We start from the raw sequence: 16,612 nt of genomic DNA on the forward strand, positions 1-16,612 counted from the left end.
CCCGGCACATGATGCCGATCAGGCCGCCTTGGCGACCTCGCCATGCGGGTCGAGAACGAATTTCGTTGCGGCACCCTGGTCGAAGCTCTCATAGCCCTGGGCAGCATCTTCAAGCGAAATCACCTTCGCATTGACGATGTCGGCGATCGGCAGCCGGTCATGCAGGATCGCCTGCATCAACTGGCGGTTATATTTGATAACAGGCGTCTGACCGGTATGGAACGACTGCGCCTTCGCCCAGCCAAGGCCGAAACGCAGAGAGAGGCTGCCATGTTTTGCCGCATTGTCCACCGCGCCCGGATCTTCTGTAACGTAGAGGCCGGGAATGCCAATGGAGCCGGCGGCACGGGTGATCTCCATCATCTGGTTCAGCACGATCGCCGGCTGTTCGCCGCCCGAATGTCCACGCGCTTCGAAGCCGACGGCATCGATCGCGCTGTCCACTTCATTGGTGCCGACCACCTGCGCGATCATGTCTCCGAGCCGGTCGCTCTTCGAGAGGTCGATGGCTTCGAAGCCGACACGGCTGGCATGGGCGAGGCGGTCCTTGTTGAAATCGCCGATCATCACCACGGCCGCGCCGAGGATACGGGCGGACGCTGCCGCCGCAAGGCCGACCGGGCCGGCGCCTGCAACGTAAACGGTCGATCCGACGCCGACCCCGGCTCTGACGGCACCGTGAAAGCCCGTTGGAAGGATATCGGAGAGCATGGTGAGATCGCGGATCTTAGCCATCGCCTTGTCGCGGTCGGGTAATTTCAAGAGGTTGAAATCGGCATAGGGGATTGTGACATAGCGGGCCTGACCGCCGATCCAGCCACCCATGTCGACATAGCCGTAGGCGCCGCCGGCACGCGACGGATTGACCGTCAGGCAGACGCCGGTGTCCTGCGATTTGCAGCAGCGGCAGCGCCCACATGCCACATTGAAGGGCACGGACACGATGTCGCCGACATCGAGCATTTCCACATCGATGCCCTTTTCGATGATCTCGCCGGTGATTTCGTGCCCAAGCACGAGGCCGGGCATTGCTGTGGTACGGCCACGGACCATGTGCTGGTCCGAACCGCAGATATTGGTGGAGATGACTTTCAGGATGACGCCATGTTCGATACGGCGGCCATCCGGCGCCTCGAGTTTCGGATCGTCGATGTCGCGGACTTCCACCTTGCCGGGCCGCAAATAGACGACGCCACGGTTCTTGCTCATTTCCGTCTCCTCCGTTGAAATCAAGGCAATGCGCCAGCAGCTCCTCCCGCGGCGTTTGCCTGTTACAGAGTAGACCAGAAAGATTGGAACGCCGTCCCGAAAGCGACGCCTTGCAGGCGGAAACCAGCAAAACAGGACCAAAGTGCATTCGCGCCGATGCGGTCCGGCGCTCACCTTGGCGGACCCGGGGCAGGTGGCCTTTCCCCGCCAGGTGGGGTGTCTCCTGCCCACGCGGCCGCCTTCGGGATCCCGCCTGAAGCGCGCTGGGCCTATCGTACCGCTGCGGGCAGCACCTCGAATTTCCAGAACTTGTCCGGCTGGAAGTAGGTCGTAGCAAACTGGCGGATATCCTCGGCGGTGACCTTGTCGTAGCCACTGAGATTGTCGCGTATCCGCTCTAGGCGGCGAGGGTCCGTTTGAGCGCCGTTCAGATATTGCACCCAATATTCGTTACTTTGCTGCTGGTGCTTCAATGTTTCGATAATCGGCGCTCGGGCACGAACAAGTTCGTCCGGCGAGACATCGTTCGATCTGAGATCGGCAGCGATTCTGTCCACGAGCGCATGAAAATTCTCGACCTTGGCTGGCGTCGTTTCGACATAGAAATAAGCGTAGCCATACCCGGGAATGTCCCATGACAGGTCCATGGCGCCCCGCGGACTGTAGGTTGCGCCTTCGGCAATGCGGAACTGATCTATCAGCCTGTTTTCGTAGATCTGGGCAGCGACGTTTGCGACCAAGCCCCGCTGCATATCTGAAAGCATGTCGCCGATCGGAGCGGCCACGATGGCCGCCGCATTATCGGCTCTGCCGCTATGTGTCCGCACGACCGGTTTTTCAGTACGCGCGGGGAAATGCACTTCGTCTGCCACATTGGCCGGTGTCGTATCCGCGCGGGCCGGCAACGTGCCGAAGGTTTCCGCCGTCCGGCGGACTGCCTCGTCCGCCGTTATATCGCCGACAATGGTGATATCGATCGGCGCCGTGGAGATATGGGGCCGGAACAGTGCTTCGAAATCTTCCAGCTTCGTGGCGGACAATTGCGCTCGGTCCGGGAAGGTCCAGCGCGGATCGCCGGAATGCACGAGGCCGGCAAAATCGCGACTGATGACGGCGCCCGGCGTCGCCTCATACTGATCGAGGTTGTTCAAATAGGCTTGCTGGACGCGCTTGAAAACTTCAGGCCGGTAAGCCGGATCGGATGTGTAGGCTGTCATGATCTGCAATTGCGTTGCAAGATCCGCCGTTTGCGTCTGACCGGTGAACTGGAAGGAGCTGTCGCCCACGGAGAAATCGATACCCGCGATATTGGCCGCCAGCGCTTTCTGCAAATCCGGATAATCCATCGCCTTGGTGCCAGAAAGGACGACGGCTGGCGATGTCCAGATCGGCAGAGGGCGGTCGCTCGGCAGATCCAGCCGGCCGCGACCGAGATCCTCGCGCACCAGCACTTCGTTGGCGCGCAGCTTGGTCGGTTTGACGGTGAGCCGCACGCCGTTGGCAAAGCGCACCATGGTCAGGCCGAGATCTTCGACAACGCGTCGTTCGACGACCGTGCCGGGCTCGCCAAAATGCGTGTAGGGCCAGACAACGGCCGCCGCGCTTGCCGGGGCCGTAACCGGAACGGCGAGGGAGGCGTCATAGGCCTGCCTGATATTCCCGGCACCGCCCTGCGGCGCTTGCGCTGTCTGCAGCACGAGCTGCGGACCGTTGCCGGAGAAGACATGCGCGAGGGTCTGGTTGACCTCGGCTGCTGTGAGGCCCTTCGTCATGGCCTCGAACATTGACAGATCTTCCTCAGGTGAGGTGAAGACCTGATTGTCATCGACGCTGCTCGCCAGCATGGAAGCGATATCGGGGCTCGTGCGTGTCGCAGCCCCGGCCGCAGCGGCCTGCAGAAGCGAGCGATATTCGATGATTTCGCGATCGATCTCAGCCTGCTCGGCGCCGAATTGCTGGAAGCGGCGTTGCTCCTGGTCAATGGCCGCCAGGGCCGCCTGCCATTTACCCGGCTCGGAATTCGCCATGACGGCAACGAGACGGGCGGAGTCGAAAAGATCCTGAGAGCCAGCGGTGGCGCTGATGAAGGGTGCATCAGCTCTGTTTGCCATGGCGCTCAGCCGGCGCTTGAGCGCCAGGAGACCGAGATCCTCGATCAGTTCGGCCCGGCGTTTGGCAAAAGTGTCAGGTGAAGCGTCGTAGGGGCGCGTCCAGGCGATCTGTACGCTCGTTGTGCCGCCCGGAACCGCGATGACCTCGGCGCTTTCGCCTTTCGCCTTCAGTGTGCCGAGATCGGGTTTTTGCGGCTCAGGACGGGCGGCCTTCCAATCGCTGAAGCGTTGCCTGATCTCGGTCTCGATTGCGGCCGGATCGATGTCGCCCACTACGATCAGCGTGGCGCGATCGGGCCGGTAGTTGGTGTGGTAATAGTCACGAAGCAGATCGACTGGCGCATGGCTGATGATATCGACCTTGCCGATCGGCGGGCGCAGGGTCGCACGCCGGCCGGCGAGCAGGGAGTTCGTGACGCCGATTGCGGCGCGATATTGCGGCGTGTCACGCAGCCGCTCTTCCGACAGGATGACGCCGCGCTCACGATCGAAGGCGCCGGCATCGAGTGTCAACTCGCTTGCCGTCTCGCGCATCAGCATCAGGCCGGTAGAAAGCGTATCGGCATCGACCTCGGGAAGATCGAGCGAATAAACGGTCTCGTCATATGAAGTGTTGGCGTTGGTGTCCGGCCCGAAAGCCAGCCCCTTGCGCTGCAAGATGCGGATCATCTCTCCTTCAGCGACATGGGTCGAGCCCTTGAAGGCCATATGTTCGAGGAAATGCGCCAGCCCTTGCTGATTGTCGTTCTCGTCCAGCGAGCCTGCGCCGATGCGGAAGCGGATTGCAGCCTGTCCCGGCGGCGTAGCGTTGCGCATGATCGCAAACCGCATGCCGTTTTCGAGCGTACCGAAGTGGATGCCGGGCTCCGCCGGCAGATCGCTCCGCGTCTGTGGCCAGGGCGCGGACGGGCTTTCAGCATGGGCCGGCAGCCCCGACGTAAAGATCGCGGCAAGCGCCACCGCTGTCAGGAATCGCGGAAAAATAGGGAATATCATGTGTTTAAAGCATTCTGTTCAGATGGTGGGAAAGAGGGTGTGTGACGTTGATCGAACTATCAGGCAGGTTGCATCTCACATCAACGTCTATTTTCCGGGACGGATGCATCGCCATAAATATCGTCGTGCACGTGCCGACCATCTTCGACAAAACCTCGATCCGCTGCAGGTCGCGCTCGCTCATCGCTATCAGTCCCATCCGCAATCTCCCACGTCATCAAACCCGGGGAGAGTGACATTCCAACTTTGCAGAAACAGGACACTTCAACTTTGCGGCTACAAACAAAGATCACATAAGATAGATTATGGAACTAAAGTCTATGCCAAACCGCTATTCAGCCGCCTGCATCTCCGGCTGCGGCCATCGCAGCAGCGCTTCCCGTCCGGCATCCGTCAAGCCATAGACGCCTCTGTCGAGCCGCTCGAACCAGCCGTAGACATTGGACTGCAGGATCTTGCCTGCCTCCGGCACGCCGGCCCTTATATCGCGCATGCGCAGCGGTCCCGACATCAGCGCTGCCGCGCAGCCGAGCGCCTGCTGGCGATACGCGGTCATGACCGGCGCACGCGTGCTGCCGCCCAGCGCCGGATCGCCGCGCCGTTTCTGGTGCTCGCGCATAAGCCTCGAACGTCGCTTCGGATTGGTCCGCGGCATTGGCGATACGGAGCCGACGATGATGCTGACGTCGCCGGCGTCGGAAATGCCGAGCATGCCGATGCCGAGCCTGCGGCAGAGATCGCGATAGCGCTTGTCGGCTTCGCGGCCTTTGCCCTTGGCCGAGATCCGTGCCGCGATCCAGACCTCATCTGAAACGGCCGCACGGTCAACGGCCTGCAGGATCAATTCGAGATTGAAGCTCATCTTCAGTTCGCAGACCACGACCACAGGCGGATCATCATCGCTCAAGCCGACCAGATCGCAGCCGCCGACTTCACCCTTGACGACGTAACCTGCCGTTTCGAGGAAGCCTTTGACGGGCAGATAAAGCGAAGTTTCCATGGGCCTGCAGATCGAAGAAACGAATCGTTCCATAATCTACATCGATCCGTCGATGCGTGACACTGCATCGAGTGCAACTGGCCGGATTACGCGGCCGAGATTACACATGCCATGGCCGTGGATGCGGCCGCCAGCGCACCTTCGCCGGTTGACGGAAAAGCCTCAAGACGCTAGCACGCTCGAAGCATTTTTTGGGGGTAATTGAATATGGATATTTTCACAGCGGCCGGTCTGACGGCTCTGCTGCAGGTCATTGCTATTGACCTAGTTCTCGCCGGTGACAATGCCGTCGTCATCGGTCTTGCGGCCGCAGGCCTTGAAGCGACGCAGCGTCGCAAGGCGATCATTGTCGGAATTCTGGCGGCAACCATCCTCCGCATCCTGTTTGCCAGTGTCGCCGTCTATCTTCTGGCGATCGTCGGCCTGCTGCTGGCCGGCGGCCTGTTGCTTCTCTGGGTCTGCTGGAAAATGTGGCGCGAGCTGCGCGCCGGCCATGGCGGGGAACATGCCGCCGAAGCCAACGTATCGGCGCCGAGGAAGACCTTCTTCCAGGCTGCGACGCAGATCGTCATCGCCGATGTTTCCATGTCGCTCGACAACGTGCTGGCTGTTGCGGGGGCGGCGCGCGAACATCCGAGCGTGCTGGTCCTCGGCCTTGGCCTCTCCATCGCGCTGATGGGCATCGCTGCGAACCTCATCGCCCGGCTGCTCAATAAACATCGCTGGATCGCCTATGTCGGTCTGCTGATCATCCTCTATGTCTCGCTGGACATGATCCATCGTGGATACGTCGAGATTGCGCCTTATATCGGCAGCTAAACCTCGACTTCGAAGCTCATCTGATCGAACGCCGGCACCACGTGATCCGGCGTTTCCGCCATGACGACATCATAATCGAGCGGCGTATGCATATGCGTCAGGACCGCCCGCCTGGGCTTCAGCCGCTCGATCCAGTCCAGCGACTGTTCCAGCGAAAGATGGCTCGGATGGTAGACATATTGCAGAGCATCGATGATCAGCATGTCGAGGTTCTGCAGCTTCTCCACCGTCTGTGGCGGGAAATCGCTGACGTCGCTGCAATAGGCCACATCCCCGATACGGAAGCCGAGCGAATGGATGTCGCCGTGCTGTTGCAGAAGCGGCATGCAAGCGATCGTTCCGCCCCGCCCATGGATTTCGACGGGTTTTTCCAGATCCTGGATCACGATTGGCAGTGCAATTGGCGGATAGTTGCTGCCCGGCGGCGTCTCCAGGCAATAGCCGAAGGCCTCTCGCAGCCTGCCCATGGTGAACGGTTCGGCAAAGATCGGCACGCGCCGGCGGGTGTTGTGGAAATAGCCGCGCAGATCGTCGATGCCGTGAATATGGTCGGCATGCGGATGGGTATAGAGGACCGCATCGACATGGCCGACGCCTGCCCTGATCATCTGTTCGCGGAAATCCGGGCCGGTATCGACCACGACGGTCGTTGCAGCACCATCAGCGGCGAACTGCTGGATCATGAACGATGCGCGCGTCCGGCGGTTCTTCGGATTGGCTGGATTGCAGGCGCCCCAGTCACCGGTGATGCGCGGCACGCCTGGCGACGACGAACAGCCGAGAATGGTGAACCGCTGCCGCCGTGACACGCCGCTAGATCCTCGGCATCTTCGAAAACAGCCGGAAAGCGTTATCTGTGGTGATCCGAGCCATATCTTCGTAAGGAAGGCCGATCGTATCGGCCAGTACCTCGGCCGTATTCACCACGTAGGACGGCTCGTTGCGCTTGCCGCGCCAGCGCTTCGGCGCCAGATATGGCGCATCGGTTTCGACGAGCAGCCGCTCATGCGGAATGGTCTTGGCGATTTCGCGCAACTCTTCCGATTTCGGGAAGGTCAGGATGCCCGAAAAGGAAATATAACCACCGAGTTCCACACCGGTCTTTGCAAGCTCGGGACCGGCCGAGAAGCAATGCAGAATGAAGGGAAAGGCCCCCTTCCCCGTCTCTTCGGTCAGGATCGCAGCCATGTCGGCATCGGCGCTGCGGCTGTGGATGACGAGCGGAAGCTGCGTCTCCCGAGCGGCTGCAATATGGCGCCGAAAACCGGTCTGCTGGTCCTCAGGCTTCTGCGTGTCGTAGAAATAGTCGAGACCAACCTCACCGATCGCCACGACCTTCTGATGGGTATTGGCAAGTCGAACCAAATCTTCCGTCTGGATATCCAGTTCGTCACCCGCATTGTTGGGATGCGTGCCGACCGAGCAGAAGACGGAAGGGTATGTTTCGGTGATAGCAAGCAGCCCGTCGAGCTTGCGCACGCGGGTGCAGATCGTCACCATCTGCGCAACGCCGGCTGCATGGGCGCGTGCCACGATCTCGTCGCGCTCCGCTTCGAAATCGGCAAAGTCCAGATGGCAATGCGTATCGACCAGCACAGCTTTAAGCCTCCGGAGCCACGTAACGCGGGAAGACCGGCTTGGGTGCTTCCAGCGGCGTTCCCGGCACCAGACGGCCGGCTTCGCCGAGCGCTGCGAAGTCTCTGCCGCCAGCAGGCGCGGCGACGAGATCGAGCAGCTTGCCAGCCGATTCCGGCACGAAAGGCTGCAGCAGAATGGCGATCTGGCGCACGACTTCGGCCGTTACATAGAGCACGGTGCCCATGCGCGCCGGATCGGTCTTCTTCAGCGCCCAGGGCTCCTGGCCGGCGAAATAGCGGTCGGTTTCGGAGACGACGGCAATGATCGATGCCAGCGCGCGGTGGATGAGCTGCTTGCCCATGTCCTCGCGCGTCGAGGCATGCAACGCGTCGGCCTGCGCCAACATCGCCTTGTCCTCATCCGTCAGCGGTCCGCATTCCGGGATCTTGCCGTCGCAGTTCTTGACGATCATCGACAGCGAGCGGCTGGCAAGGTTGCCGATGCCGTTGGCGAGGTCGGAATTGATACGCGTGCCGATCGCCTCTTCGCTGTAGCTGCCATCCTGGCCGAAGGAGACTTCGCGCAAGAAGAAGTAGCGTACCTGATCCAGGCCGAAATGGTTCACCAGATTGACGGGATCGACGACATTGCCGAGCGACTTCGACATCTTCTCGCCCTTGTTGAGCAGGAAGCCATGGGCAAAGACGCGCTTCGGCAGCGGCAGCTTCGCCGACATCAGGAAGGCCGGCCAGTAGACGGCGTGGAAGCGGATGATGTCCTTGCCGATGATATGCACATCGGCCGGCCAGTATTTCGCCCGCGGTCCGTTGCGGTCCTCGATATAGCCGGTCGCGGTGATATAATTGGTCAGCGCGTCGACCCATACATACATAACATGCGAGGGATCGTTCGGCACCTTGATGCCCCAGTCGAAGGTGGTGCGCGAAATCGACAGGTCCTTGAGGCCGGACTTGACGAAGGAGATCACCTCGTTGCGGCGCTCGGCCGGGCCGATGAAATCGGGGTTTTCCTCGTAGTGCTTCAGCAGCCGGTCCTGGTATTCGGAGAGCTTGAAGAAGTAGCTTGCCTCTTCCACCCATTCGACCGGCGTACCCTGCGGCCCGTAGCGCACGCCATCGGAGCGCAGCTCGGTTTCGTTTTCCTGGTAATAGGCCTCGTCGCGCACGGAGTACCAGCCGGCATAGGAATCCTTGTAGACATCGCCGTTCTCGGCCATCAGGTTCCAGATGTTCCGCGAGGTCTCGTGGTGACGCTCCTGCGTGGTGCGGATGAAGTCGTCGTTCGAAGCGTTGAGCAGCTTCGCCATCGCCTGGAATTCGCCGGAATTGCGGTCGGCAAGCGCCTGAGCCGTGATACCTTCTGCGCGTGCCGTTTGCTGCATCTTTTGGCCGTGTTCGTCCGTCCCCGTCAGGAAAAAGACATCCTTGCCATCGAGGCGCTGGTAGCGCGCCATGGCGTCGGTCGCGATCAACTCATAGGCATGGCCGATATGCGGCTTGCCGTTGGGATAGGAAATCGCGGTCGTGATGTAGAAGGGGGTCTTGTCTGTCATGGCGGCCAATTCCGGCTTACTCTATAAAAATCGTCAGCCGCTATTAGCGCATGTCTCGCACAAGCGAAACATCAAGTTTCGCAGCCGCCGACGATTTCAAAGACGCGTGGCGGTGAACTTGACTCGCGTTCTGGCGCAATCTACCCCTTCTCCCACAAGAGGGCGGGACGGAAGCAAAGTGCGATTTTTCATCGATCGAAATAGTCATGGCCGTGCGCCCTCGGAGGCGCGCATTTGACGTTCGAGCCTCTCTATTCCCTGTCCGGTCTCGTGGTGGGAGCGCTGGTCGGCATCACCGGCGTCGGCGGCGGATCGCTGATGACGCCCCTGCTCGTGCTCCTCTTCGGCGTCCATCCGGCGACGGCCGTCGGAACCGATCTTCTCTATGCTGCCATTACCAAGACCGCCGGCACGGCCGTCCACGGCATGCATGGGCGCGTCAACTGGAAGATCGTCGGCAGTCTTGCAGCCGGCAGCGTTCCTGCTGCACTTCTGATGCTCTGGCTGATGGCCGGCGTCGACCGCAAGAGCATCGGCGTGACCAGCACCATCACAACGGCGCTCGGCTGGCTTCTGGTCATGACCGCGATCATGCTTGTTTTCCGCAGCCAGATTCTCGGATTCGCCCGCCGCGCCATCGGCGATCGCATGCCGCCCAAGCCGGCAACAATCGCAGTCTTTACCATTGTTCTGGGCTTTGTGCTCGGCGTGCTCGTCACCCTGACCTCCGTCGGCGCCGGCGCCCTCGGCGTCACGATCCTGCTCATCCTCTATCCGCGGCTCGATGTGCGTGAGATCGTCGGTTCCGACATCGTCCATGCGGTGCCACTGACGCTGATCGGCGGCACGGGTTACTGGATCATCGGAGAGATCGACTGGGCGATGCTGCTTGCCCTGCTTGCGGGCTCCATTCCCGGCATCATCGCCGGCAGCCTTCTTGCGCCGAAACTGCACGAGCGCACCATCCGTATCGTGCTGGCCGTCACGCTTGCGATCGTCGCCTGGAAGTTGCTGGCCGGCTGACCAGAGCAATTCCAACAAGAGTGTGCAGCGGCTTTGGGTTCAGAATTGCATAAAAATAAAGAGGCAGAACGTCCTTGGTGCGTCCGAATGGACACACGACGCTCTACGCGCGGGGCTGCTTGATGTCGGAAAGAACTTCCATGATCGTCTGCTTGCGATCGAGATTATAGGCGTCGGAGACGGTCAGCTTCTCGGTGATTTCGGAATAGAGCCGCGCCAGGCGTTCGGCCGCCGCGATCCGTCCCTCGCCTGCTGCAATGCGCGCGCGGTTCATCACATCATCACCCACATGGCTCACGAAGAAATCGAAGATCGTGTCGCTTTCCTTGCCCGAAAGCGCATCCGCAAGTCGGTGCATGGCCTTGCGCGCCGCAGGCCCTTCGGAGGACAGAACCGCGTTATAGGCTTCGATAATATCCCCGCCGCCATAGTTCAGCAATTTCAGCGCCTCGCCGACGCTGCCCTTGGCGGCGGAAAGCAGGGCCTGTCCCTCCCCCTGCCCCACACTCTGAATCCCGAGATGGGCAAGTGCTGATACCAGCGCTTGATCGTCGAGCGTAGCAAGCTTCAGAGGCAGGCAGCGCGAGCGGATTGTCGGCAGCAGCTTTCCCGGCGCATGCGACAGAACGAGAAACATCGCTCGCTTCGGCGGCTCTTCGAGGATCTTCAGGATGGCGTTTGCGGCGTTGCGGTTCATGTCGTCGGCGGGGTCGATGATGACGATACGCCAGTTGCCGGTGCCCGAGGTCTGCGAGAAGAACTTGCCGGCCCGGCGCACCTCGTCGACGGTGATCGCCGATTTCACTTTCCCGCTCTTCTCGTCGACCGGCCGCGACAGATGCAGGAGATTGTGCGACGCGCCCGCGGTAATCTGCCGGCTGACAGCTGAGTTGAGATCCGGATCGCCAATCCGCAGCGGGGCGCTCGCCGGATCGGGATGCGACAGCACGTGGTTGGCGAAGCGGAAGGCGAGCGTCGCCTTGCCGATGCCCTCGGGTCCTTCGATCAGGATCGCATGATGTCCCTTGCCGGAGCGATAGAACTGCGCCAGGAAATCCTCGGCCTCTTCATGGCCGAAGAGCTTCGTGTTCTCGGCCGGCCATATGGCGCCGTCGAGCAGTCCGGGCCTGTCTTCACTCATGATGCGCAGCTTCCGGCATCCGTTGCCCTTCGGCGGCAGGTCTCAGCAGCTGTCTGACGATTGTGAGGATCTCTGCAGCGATTGCTTCCTCGGGCTGCGTCGCGTTGACGACATGGCAGCGCTCCGGTTCGCGCGCGGCGATATCGAGATAGGCTTCGCGTCGCTTCTCGTGTGTTTCGAGTGTTTCCTTCTCGAAACGGTCAGGACCGCCAGCGTTTCGCTTGCTAACGCGCTCGAGCCCCAGCTTGGCGGGAATATCGAGGATCAGTGTACAGTCGGGCGTGACACCGTTGATGGCGATGCGCTGCAGCGTCTCGATGAATTCAGGCTCCAGATTGCCGGTGACGCCCTGATAGACGCGTGAGGAATCCATGAAGCGGTCGCAAAGCACGATCTTGCCCTTGTAAAGCGCCGGCCGGATGACTTCTTCCACGTGATCATTGCGGGCGGCGGCAAAGAGGATCGCCTCCATGCGGGTGCCGAAGGCTTCCGCAGCGCCCGAAAGCAGCACATGGCGCACCGCTTCGGCTCCCGGTGAGCCGCCGGGTTCACGGGTCAGCAACACGTCATGGCCTTCTGCCTTCAGGGCTTCGGCAAGGCGGCGGATCTGCGTGGACTTCCCAGCGCCCTCTCCGCCTTCAAACGTAACGAACAATCCCGTACCGGACGACAATGATAATTTCCCGCATTCTGAGCGCCGCGCTCTTGCTCTATCTATCCGAAGATAGTGCGGAACGAAACCTTTTGCCGCGGCGACATATTCACCTTCCCCGGCAAATTGCGGGAGAATTCGCCCGCAACACGGGTTTCAGCTCTGCTCGGAGGTGTCCCAGAGCCAGGAGAAGAACAGCGATTCGCCAAGCTCGAGGAGCGCGTCTATCGCCCGACTGCTGAGTGATCCCACCTCGACGGACTGCACCGTATAGAGCGGCACTTCGCGCAGCATCCTGTTGCCGGAAACGATGCGAAGCGTACCGACCTCCGTGTCGGCCTTCACAGGCGCCATCAACGGCCAGCGATAGACGATGCGGGCCGCAAGTCGATCCGGATTGTTGATAGGAACATAGACGCTGACCGGGGCCTTGGCGACGAGATCGACCGTGCGTGCCGTGCCGCCATAGACGCTTGCAGCACCAATCACTTCCTTGTCGGCAAAGACCTGGTGGCTCTCGAAGGCCGTCAGCCCCCACTCCAGGACCCGCTTGGCTTCTTCCGTGCGCTCCTTATCGGAGGCGATGCCGGCAAGTGCCACGAAGAGCCGCCGTCCGTCGCGCTGCACCGAGGCGACGATCGAATAGCCCTCGCCTTCCGTAAAGCCCGTCGCCAGCCCGTCAGCGCCGAGATCCATGCCGAGCAGCGGATTGCGGTTACGCTGGAAGATCTTGTTCCACTCGAAATCCGGCTGGGCAAAATAGGGATAGAGATTGGGATAGGAAGCCTGCAGGTCGACGGCGAGCGTCACCAATTCCCTAGCCGTCACCTTGCTCCTGCCGTCGGGAATCCCGGTGGAATTGCCGAAGATGGCCTTTTCCATGCCGAGTTCGCGGGCGCGCCGGGTCATCGATGCCGCAAACTGGTCCTCGCTGCCGGCCATGCCTTCGGCAAGGATGATGCAGCCGTCATTGGCGCCCTGGATCGCAACGCCCTTGATCAGATCTTCGACTCGGACCTTCGATTTCAGCGCCGCAAACATCGTGGCCGCCCGCGAAGGCGCGCCGCCCGTGCGCCAGGCATATTCGGAGACGGGGTATTCGGTATCGAGTGAAATCTGCCCCTTGCTGACGGCACTGAAAACGAGGTCCATCGTCATCAGCTTGGCAAGCGAAGCGGGCGCGAAGACCTGGTTCTCGTTCTTGGCCAGAAGCACCGTTCCGGTCGAAGCTTCGATCATATAGGCCTGAGCGGCCTTGGTGATGAAACCGGCCTCGGTGCCTTCTGCGGCAACGGCTGCGGACGCAGGCAAAAGCAGGCATGCAAGGAGGCGAAGCAGCGGCTTCAACATCGCTAATCCCATTGATCGTGCGGGTTGATTCAGGAAGGTAAAGCGAGCTGGAAGCCGATGCAATTACACTTTATTGTGCGTTTTTATCGCGCCTTTGCAGCGCCGCCATTCTGTCGCTTGAAGGACGCGAGGATCGATTCCTGCGTCAGCCCGTCGTTGCGCACCATCACGGCGTCGAAGGCAAGCGGAACGTTCACGACGACGGCCTCCTGATAGTTCATGGCAAGCGACGTGCCCTTCGACCAGCCATTCGGGCGCTCATAGGGAATGGGGCCGATATCCGGCAAAACCACCATCTGGTCCATCGCCTGTCCGCCATTGGAGAAGGCTGGCGGCGTCAGGAAATGACCGCCTGCCGGGGCCTGCATCGGCACGGGGGCCATTTGCGGAGCCGGAGCTGCATTATACTTCGCGCTCTGCGTAGAGCCCGGATACTTGGCGCCTGGATATTTGGCGCTCGGCGTGGAGCCTGCATAGGCTGTCGAGGAGAATGGAACCGGTACGCTGGCAGGCGAAGGACTGGAATAGTCGCCAAGGCTCTGCAACTGGTCGCCGGTGATTTTCTTGCTGTTGGAGGCAACCATCACGCCCGTCGAGATCTGGCCCCCGCCCGGATAGACGCCCGGAATACGGCTGCCCTTCGGAATATAGGATGCCATAAGATATGGCATATCGTGGCCGTCGAGCGGCGCTCTACCGACATATTGCACGCGAACATTGCCTGTGCCGCTGTGCTGCAGGTCGAGCATGGACGCCGTCTTGTTGGAAAGGTCGATGATGCGGCCTTCATGGTACGGGCCGCGGTCGTTGACGCGCACGATCACCGACGAACCGTTTTCTATATTGGTCACACGTGCGTAGCTCGGCAGCGGAAAGGTCGGATGCGCGGCGGAAAGATGCATCTGGTCGTAGACTTCGCCATTCGCCGTCAGGCGTCCGTGGAAAGCTGACCCATACCAGGAAGCGATACCCACCTTGTTATAGGAGTAATCCTCCTTGGGGTAGTACATCTTGCCCTTCACCACATAGGGATTGCCCACCATGTAGCGGCCGCCGCCCTTCGGGATATTGTTGCCGTTTGCAACGCGCGGGCTGGCCTTGACGCCATATTCGCTTTCGGAGAAATATTCCTTGCCGTGGGATTTTTTCTTGGGAACCGCCTGTGTCGTGCCGCAGGCCGCCACTGTTGCGCACATGGCCGATATTGCCAGCCACCGTGCCGTCGTTGCGAAAGACGCCGCCCCGTAATTCAGTTTCATATGCCCCACGCCACTCAAGACCGTTTTATGGTTAAGGAACTCACTCGTGAATGAGTTGGAGCTGCCTTATTCCCCGCCTGCCTAACGAGACTTTAATCTTGTGGATATCGTGGCGAATTTGCGAACGATTTCGCGGCGATAGGCCAAATTCTAATGGTTATGGTTAATGTTTGGTTGATTTTAACCTGTGCGGGAATGGAATAGTGGTATTTATCCCCCGCACCGGATGGTTTCGCTTCATGACAGGACCGTTTCGGGTGGAGCTGTCACCCGCCCCGCAAGGGGGCATTTCTTCCTGATTGCTGCTCGATATGCCAGAGTAAGTTGACGCTGAAGTTCGAACCGCTATAAAGCCTGCCAAACCGCGATTTGGTTGTCGGCGGAAGCAGTCTTCATCAAGAACGATTTCTTTCCGGCAAAGACCAGCCAGATCAATTGGATGGAAGAGTGTCCGAGTGGTTTAAGGAACCGGTCTTGAAAACCGGCGTGCGGGAAACCGTACCGTGGGTTCGAATCCCACCTCTTCCGCCACCCCGCCGATTCCCCTCCACAGCGCGATATTCCCGCATGTTGCCGCATGAAGCCATGTGGACTGGCGAACCGGCGATTCTACTCTATAGCCCGATGTATCTTGGTCGGGGCCGCAAACTGATTTAGCGTGATAAAGGAAGTTTGCGGCCTCGTTCTATCATTATACCGCAATGAAGTGCCGGCTAAGTCGTGATTCAGTGTAGTAAGGCGTATTCGTCACAGGCTGAGGAATGACCTCACCAGTCATCGACTGGATTGATGCTCAACAATGAACTTTATCAGCCAGATTTCACAAGGAGAGCGACAATGGAAATTCATCAATTGCATCGAGGTCGGCTTATCGACCACATCCAGCTCGTGGTGCAGGATCTCAAGGCCAGCCGGGATTTTTACACTGCCATTCTGGCTGTACTGGAGATTCCTGTTGTCGACACCGCCGATGGATATTTCTGGGCTGACGAACTTGTCGTATCTTCGGCAGAAAGTCCGGCGGCGCTGGGTGTTCTGACAGGACGACACCACCTTGCCTTCCAGGCGAGGGACCGCGCGACAGTGGATGCCTTCCACAACGCGGCGCTGACCCACGGCGGGCGCGACAACGGTGCGCCCGGCGAGAGAGCTTATCATCCCGGATATTATGCGGCTTTCGTGCTCGACCCTGATGGTAACAACATCGAGGCCGTTTTCCACGGCGAGGCGAACCGCAGTGCGCCGTCGGTGGTGGTGGATTTTTAGGTTTCAGCCCGACGGTCGATCGCGCATTTGCGATTCTGGCCCTCTATCAAGGAAAGAAGCGGCATGAATCAGTCGCCCCAGATCGGAGATCGTCTCACGAACAAGTCCGCTCCGCCGAGTGACGAGACCGTTCGCGATTGGACCGGGCTGGACGCTTTTGCGCACTGGAAGGCTCTTCAAGACTGGATCGAGAACTCATACCCCGGGACCTTCATTCCTGAGTGGATTTATGGCGGAAAGAAGCATGGGTGGTCTCTGCGATACAAGAAATCGCGGGCCTTCTGCACTTTCCTGCCCGAATATAGGCTGTTCTCTGTCGTGGTCGTTCTGGGGCGCGCTGAAAGAGATAAACTCGAGGCGCGGCGCGAAAGCCTGAGCTCGCAGCTAGCCGATCTTTATGATTCGACCCCGACATACCGCGATGGGAAATGGTTGAAGATCGGCGTATCGTCCGCTGATGATCTGCGGGATCTGACGGAGTTGCTGACTATCAAGCGGCCGCCCCGGTCACGCCATTGAAGGGCATATTCCTGCGCGGGGATCGTCATCTGTGTACGGCCGATGAGGACCTCGATGGCAGCGTACCCCGCGCGTCGGTCTTTTGACCGAGGTCAACCGCTTGTCGCGCCATCTCG

The 16,612-nt window shown here is 60.2% G+C and carries 14 protein-coding genes and 1 tRNA gene; 5 read left to right on the plus strand and 10 right to left on the minus strand.

Annotated elements, in window-relative coordinates:
• Window positions 1-18: 18 nt before the first annotated feature.
• The 3 genes from fdhA to KQ933_RS07270 all read right to left on the minus strand — a co-directional run bounded on the left by fdhA (window position 19) and on the right by KQ933_RS07270 (window position 5,316).
• The gene (gene fdhA, locus KQ933_RS07260; protein WP_183804768.1) at window positions 19-1,209 is read right to left on the minus strand and encodes a formaldehyde dehydrogenase, glutathione-independent; all 1,191 of its coding nucleotides are present in this window, start codon (window positions 1,207-1,209) and stop codon (window positions 19-21) included.
• Window positions 1,210-1,478: 269 nt separating this feature from the next.
• Window positions 1,479-4,316, minus strand: a complete 2,838-nt coding sequence (locus tag KQ933_RS07265) for a pitrilysin family protein (protein ID WP_216758014.1) — start codon at window positions 4,314-4,316, stop codon at window positions 1,479-1,481.
• A gap of 331 nt (window positions 4,317-4,647) precedes the next feature.
• Window positions 4,648-5,316 (minus strand): DUF2161 domain-containing phosphodiesterase, encoded by a 669-nt coding sequence (locus KQ933_RS07270; RefSeq protein ID WP_216758015.1) that lies wholly within the window; start codon window positions 5,314-5,316, stop codon window positions 4,648-4,650.
• Window positions 5,317-5,523: 207 nt separating this feature from the next.
• On the opposite strand from KQ933_RS07270, the gene KQ933_RS07275 reads away from it, so the two are divergent.
• The gene (locus KQ933_RS07275) at window positions 5,524-6,135 is read left to right on the plus strand and encodes a TerC family protein (RefSeq protein ID WP_216758016.1); all 612 of its coding nucleotides are present in this window, start codon (window positions 5,524-5,526) and stop codon (window positions 6,133-6,135) included.
• Here KQ933_RS07275 and KQ933_RS07280 read toward each other — a convergent pair.
• From KQ933_RS07280 to metG, 3 genes are read right to left on the minus strand one after another with little or no spacing between them, the layout of a single operon-like run.
• On the minus strand, window positions 6,132-6,944 hold the full coding sequence (locus tag KQ933_RS07280) for an MBL fold metallo-hydrolase (protein WP_216758017.1): 813 nt from the start codon (window positions 6,942-6,944) through the stop codon (window positions 6,132-6,134). The genes KQ933_RS07275 and KQ933_RS07280 overlap by 4 nt on opposite strands.
• 4 nt (window positions 6,945-6,948) lie before the next feature.
• A complete protein-coding gene (locus KQ933_RS07285; RefSeq protein ID WP_216758018.1) occupies window positions 6,949-7,731 on the minus strand; it encodes a TatD family hydrolase in 783 nt (260 codons plus the stop codon).
• Between the two features lie 4 nt (window positions 7,732-7,735).
• On the minus strand, window positions 7,736-9,286 hold the full coding sequence (gene metG, locus KQ933_RS07290) for a methionine--tRNA ligase (protein ID WP_216758019.1): 1,551 nt from the start codon (window positions 9,284-9,286) through the stop codon (window positions 7,736-7,738).
• Window positions 9,287-9,520: 234 nt separating this feature from the next.
• On the opposite strand from metG, the gene KQ933_RS07295 reads away from it, so the two are divergent.
• Entirely contained in the window at window positions 9,521-10,309 is a 789-nt protein-coding gene (locus tag KQ933_RS07295; protein ID WP_216758020.1) for a sulfite exporter TauE/SafE family protein, read from the plus strand.
• A gap of 103 nt (window positions 10,310-10,412) precedes the next feature.
• On the opposite strand, the gene KQ933_RS07300 is transcribed toward KQ933_RS07295, so the two are convergent.
• From KQ933_RS07300 to KQ933_RS07315, 4 genes are all read right to left on the minus strand, one after another.
• Window positions 10,413-11,450 carry a DNA polymerase III subunit delta' gene (locus KQ933_RS07300; protein WP_216758021.1) on the minus strand — a complete coding sequence of 346 codons (1,038 nt, stop codon included), beginning with the start codon at window positions 11,448-11,450 and terminating at the stop codon, window positions 10,413-10,415.
• Window positions 11,443-12,123, minus strand: a complete 681-nt coding sequence (gene tmk, locus KQ933_RS07305; RefSeq protein ID WP_216758022.1) for a dTMP kinase — start codon at window positions 12,121-12,123, stop codon at window positions 11,443-11,445. Before tmk ends, KQ933_RS07300 begins: the two co-directional genes overlap by 8 nt.
• Window positions 12,124-12,258: 135 nt before the next feature.
• Window positions 12,259-13,452 carry a D-alanyl-D-alanine carboxypeptidase family protein gene (locus KQ933_RS07310; RefSeq protein WP_216758023.1) on the minus strand — a complete coding sequence of 398 codons (1,194 nt, stop codon included), beginning with the start codon at window positions 13,450-13,452 and terminating at the stop codon, window positions 12,259-12,261.
• Between the two features lie 83 nt (window positions 13,453-13,535).
• Window positions 13,536-14,711, minus strand: coding sequence for a septal ring lytic transglycosylase RlpA family protein (locus KQ933_RS07315; RefSeq protein WP_216758024.1), 1,176 nt, complete (start codon window positions 14,709-14,711; stop codon window positions 13,536-13,538).
• 441 nt (window positions 14,712-15,152) lie between these two features.
• On the opposite strand from KQ933_RS07315, the gene KQ933_RS07320 reads away from it, so the two are divergent.
• The 3 genes from KQ933_RS07320 to KQ933_RS07330 all read left to right on the plus strand — a co-directional run bounded on the left by KQ933_RS07320 (window position 15,153) and on the right by KQ933_RS07330 (window position 16,496).
• A tRNA-Ser gene (locus tag KQ933_RS07320) sits at window positions 15,153-15,242 on the plus strand.
• A gap of 306 nt (window positions 15,243-15,548) precedes the next feature.
• Window positions 15,549-15,977, plus strand: coding sequence for a VOC family protein (locus KQ933_RS07325; protein WP_216758025.1), 429 nt, complete (start codon window positions 15,549-15,551; stop codon window positions 15,975-15,977).
• A 63-nt stretch (window positions 15,978-16,040) separates the two neighbouring features.
• Window positions 16,041-16,496, plus strand: coding sequence for a DUF3788 domain-containing protein (locus tag KQ933_RS07330; RefSeq protein WP_216758026.1), 456 nt, complete (start codon window positions 16,041-16,043; stop codon window positions 16,494-16,496).
• Window positions 16,497-16,612: the final 116 nt, after the last annotated feature.

Source organism: Rhizobium sp. WYJ-E13, assembly GCF_018987265.1.
Classification (GTDB): Bacteria; Pseudomonadota; Alphaproteobacteria; order Rhizobiales; family Rhizobiaceae; genus Rhizobium.

Excerpts from the sequence above, each read along its gene's own strand:
- KQ933_RS07310 (WP_216758023.1), bottom strand. The coding sequence starts at position 13,452 with ATGTTGAAGCCGCTGCTTCGCCTCCTTGCATGCCTGCTTTTGCCTGCG.
- KQ933_RS07300 (WP_216758021.1), bottom strand. The coding sequence starts at position 11,450 with ATGAGTGAAGACAGGCCCGGACTGCTCGACGGCGCCATATGGCCGGCC.
- KQ933_RS07275 (WP_216758016.1), top strand. The coding sequence starts at position 5,524 with ATGGATATTTTCACAGCGGCCGGTCTGACGGCTCTGCTGCAGGTCATT.
- KQ933_RS07265 (WP_216758014.1), bottom strand. The coding sequence starts at position 4,316 with ATGATATTCCCTATTTTTCCGCGATTCCTGACAGCGGTGGCGCTTGCC.
- metG (WP_216758019.1), bottom strand. The coding sequence starts at position 9,286 with ATGACAGACAAGACCCCCTTCTACATCACGACCGCGATTTCCTATCCC.
- KQ933_RS07270 (WP_216758015.1), bottom strand. The coding sequence starts at position 5,316 with ATGGAAACTTCGCTTTATCTGCCCGTCAAAGGCTTCCTCGAAACGGCA.
- KQ933_RS07330 (WP_216758026.1), top strand. The coding sequence starts at position 16,041 with ATGAATCAGTCGCCCCAGATCGGAGATCGTCTCACGAACAAGTCCGCT.
- KQ933_RS07315 (WP_216758024.1), bottom strand. The coding sequence starts at position 14,711 with ATGAAACTGAATTACGGGGCGGCGTCTTTCGCAACGACGGCACGGTGG.
- fdhA (WP_183804768.1), bottom strand. The coding sequence starts at position 1,209 with ATGAGCAAGAACCGTGGCGTCGTCTATTTGCGGCCCGGCAAGGTGGAA.
- KQ933_RS07325 (WP_216758025.1), top strand. The coding sequence starts at position 15,549 with ATGGAAATTCATCAATTGCATCGAGGTCGGCTTATCGACCACATCCAG.